This is a genomic window from Saliniramus sp. (assembly GCF_035311605.1).
Classification (GTDB): Bacteria; Pseudomonadota; Alphaproteobacteria; order Rhizobiales; family Beijerinckiaceae; genus Saliniramus.
Window position 1 is genome coordinate 1 of the sequence record NZ_DATGCW010000102.1, and the last position, 3,105, is coordinate 3,105.

Below are 3,105 nucleotides of genomic sequence, written 5' to 3' on the forward strand. Positions count from 1 at the left end.
CTCGTGAAGCCGGTCCTTGACCTCCTCGAAGAGACCGGCGCGGCGCAGGCTGTTCTCGACGATCTCCTCGAAATCGGTCTTGCTACGGGCCAGACCATGAATGCGCGGCCCGTAGGCGATGTTCTCGAAAATCGATTTCGGAAACGGATTCGGCTTCTGGAAGACCATGCCGACCCGCGCGCGCAACTCGACCACATCCAGATCGGGGTCATAGATGTCCCGGTCGTCGATGGCGATGCGCCCGGTCACCCGGGCAATGTCGATCGTGTCGTTCATGCGGTTGATGCAGCGCAGGAAGGTCGACTTGCCGCAGCCGGACGGTCCGATGAAGGCGGTGACGGCCTTTTCGGGAATGTTCAGCGACACATCGAAGATCGCCTGTTTCTCACCATAGAAGACATCGACACCCTTGGTCTCGATCTTCGTCCTGGCCTGGTTCGGCATCGGCGATCGCACCGTCTTGATGGGCGCATCCCCGGAGGATGCCGGCTGCGGCGCAGGAGCGGTGGCTGCGGCAGTGGCGGCGGCTGCGGCGGTAGTGGCAGTGGCGGTCATGGCATGGTCCTCGAAAAACGGGTTCACCAGGTGCGTTCGATGCGCTGGCGCAGATAGACGGCGATCGCATTCATCGTGATCAGAAAGCCCATCAGGACCAGGATTCCGGCGGAAGTCCGAGAGATGAAGCCGCGTTCGGGGCTGTCCGCCCAGATGTAGATCTGCGTCGGCAGAGCGGTCGCCGGCTCCATGAGGCCACCCGGCGGGCTGGTGATGAAGGCGTTCATGCCGATTAGCAGCAGCGGTGCGGTCTCGCCCAGCGCCTGGGCCAGACCGATGATGGTGCCGGTGAGGATGCCCGGAAGCGCCAGCGGCAGCACGTGATGCATCACCACTTCGTGCTTGGATGCGCCCACTCCGAGCGCAGCCTCCCGGATTGATGGCGGCACAGCCTTGAGGGCGGCGCGGGTAGCGATGATGATCGTCGGCAGGGTCATCAGGGAGAGCACCATCCCGCCGACCAGCGGCGCCGAGCGCGGCAGGCCGAACCAGCCGAGAAAGACTGCGAGGCCGAGCAGGCCGAAGACGATCGACGGAACGGCCGCGAGATTGTTGATGTTGACCTCGATCACGTCCGTCCAGCGGTTCTTCGGTGCAAACTCTTCGAGGTAGACCGCTGCAGCGATGCCGATCGGGAAGCTGAGGAGGAAGCAGACAAGCAGCGCAAAAAACGAGCCCGTGATGGCGCCGGCGAGCCCGGCGAGTTCCGGGAAGCGGCTGTCGGCATTGGTGAACAGGGCGAAATTGAACGGCGTGGAAACACGTCCCTGCGCGATGAGCTGGTCGAACAGCATGACCTCGAAATCACTGACTCGCCGCCGGGCTTCCGGCGTATCCCGGTCGACCTGCCCCTTGTTCAGCTGATCGAAGGGATCAGAGGCCGGTATGTCGAGGGTGATCGTCTCCCCGATCAGACCCGGGTCGTCCATGACCACGTTGCGCACGAGGAAGGGGGTATTGTTTGTCAGGATACTCACAGCGGTGCGCAGATCCTCCTCCGGCAAGTCCGGAAACAGCTCCGCCACGGATCGGCTGGTGATCTCGCGCCAGTTGCCGCGCTGAAGGTTGTCCTGCGAGATGACCTCGGGATCGACGTAGAACGGCACCTCGACCTTGGTCTGGACGAAGGCCATGTAACCGTTGAGGATCAGCGAACCAAGCAGCAATGCCAGCAGGGACAGGGCCGCCGTGATCGCGGCTATGCCATAGGCACGCAGCCTCTTCTCCTTGGCATAACGCTTCGTCCGGCGTGCCTTGGCTTGCCCGGAGCCCCAGTCGAAGTCGGCCATGGCGGGAACGGCGGTATCAGTCATACTGCTCTCTGTACTTCTGGACGATGCGCAGGGCGATCACGTTGAGGCCGAGCGTCGCGATGAACAGGACGAGCCCCAGCGCGAAGGCGGCCAGGGTCTTGGGATTGTCGAAGGCGGTATCGCCGATCAGGAGCGTGACGATCTGCACGGTCACCGTCGTCACTGAATCGAGCGGATTGAAGGTGAGCGTCGCCATCAGTCCGGCAGCCATCACAACGATCATGGTTTCACCGATGGCGCGACTGATCGCGAGGAGGATACCGCCCATGATGCCGGGCAGGGCGGCCGGCAGCAGCACCTTGGTGATCGTCTCTGCCTTGGTCGCGCCAAGCGCCAGCGAGCCTTCGCGCAGCGAGCGCGGCACTGCGCGCAGGGCATCATCGGAAAGTGAGGAGATGAAGGGAATCAGCATGATCCCCATCACCCCGCCGGCCGCGAGGGCCGTATTCGGCGAGATCGGAAGACCGAGCGCCGCGCCGGCATCGCGCAAGGCGGGCGCGACGACGAGGATGGCGAAGAAGCCATAGACGACGGTCGGGATACCCGCGAGGATTTCCATCAGCGGCTTGACCGTGCGGCGCAGGCGGTCGCTCGCGAATTCTGCCAGGTAGATCGCCGAGAACAGGCCGATGGGCGTCGCGACGGACATGGCGATCGTGGCAATCAGCAGCGTGCCGACGAAGACGGGTACCGCGCCGAATGCACCCGCGCCGGCGACCTGGTCGGCGCGGATCGCGATCTGCGGCTCCCAGTTCATGCCGAACAGGAATTCCGTGGGCGGCACCAGCGAAAAGAAGAACCAGGCTTCGAAGAGCAGCGAGGCGATAATCCCCACCGTCGTCATGATGGCGATGACCGAGCACGTGACCATCAGGATCGTGATGCCGCGCTCGAACCCCTGACGCGCGCGAAAGCGCAGCGACAAGCGGGCCTGTGCGACGAAAAGCGTGATGATCATCAGGCACAGGGCAACCACCACCATGGCCCAGCCGGCGATGCTTTGCCAGCGCTGATAGCGCTCGGCTGCGGCGGCGATGGCCGGCTGCGGTTCTCCGAAAATGATACCGCCCGCCACGTTCTTGATCTCGGCGAGATACAGATCGAGCTGCGTGGCCGAAGCGTCGCGCGTCAATGTCTCGGGAAGGCTCGCCATGATCAGGCTGTCGATGACGGTGCCTTGAAAAAGCAGCCAGAGCATGACGAGGATGAAGGCCGGTATGCCGACCCAGATCGCGAC

3 protein-coding genes are annotated in these 3,105 nt (G+C 63.6%); all 3 read right to left on the reverse strand.

Features of this window, described 5'->3' with window-relative positions; all coding sequences use genetic code 11:
- On the reverse strand, window positions 1-444 hold a 444-nt coding region (locus tag VKP01_RS04800; protein ID WP_324410796.1), incomplete at its 3' end, for a phosphate ABC transporter ATP-binding protein.
- Window positions 445-578: 134 nt separating this feature from the next.
- Window positions 579-1,868, reverse strand: a complete 1,290-nt coding sequence (gene pstA, locus VKP01_RS04805; RefSeq protein WP_324410792.1) for a phosphate ABC transporter permease PstA — start codon at window positions 1,866-1,868, stop codon at window positions 579-581.
- A partial coding sequence (gene pstC, locus VKP01_RS04810) for a phosphate ABC transporter permease subunit PstC (protein WP_324410794.1) occupies window positions 1,861-3,105 on the reverse strand: 1,245 nt, incomplete at its 5' end. The genes pstA and pstC, both read right to left, overlap by 8 nt.

What these genes read in the sequence shown, in the direction of transcription:
- pstA (WP_324410792.1), bottom strand. Translation starts at nt 1,868, where the DNA reads ATGACTGATACCGCCGTTCCCGCCATGGCCGACTTCGACTGGGGCTCC.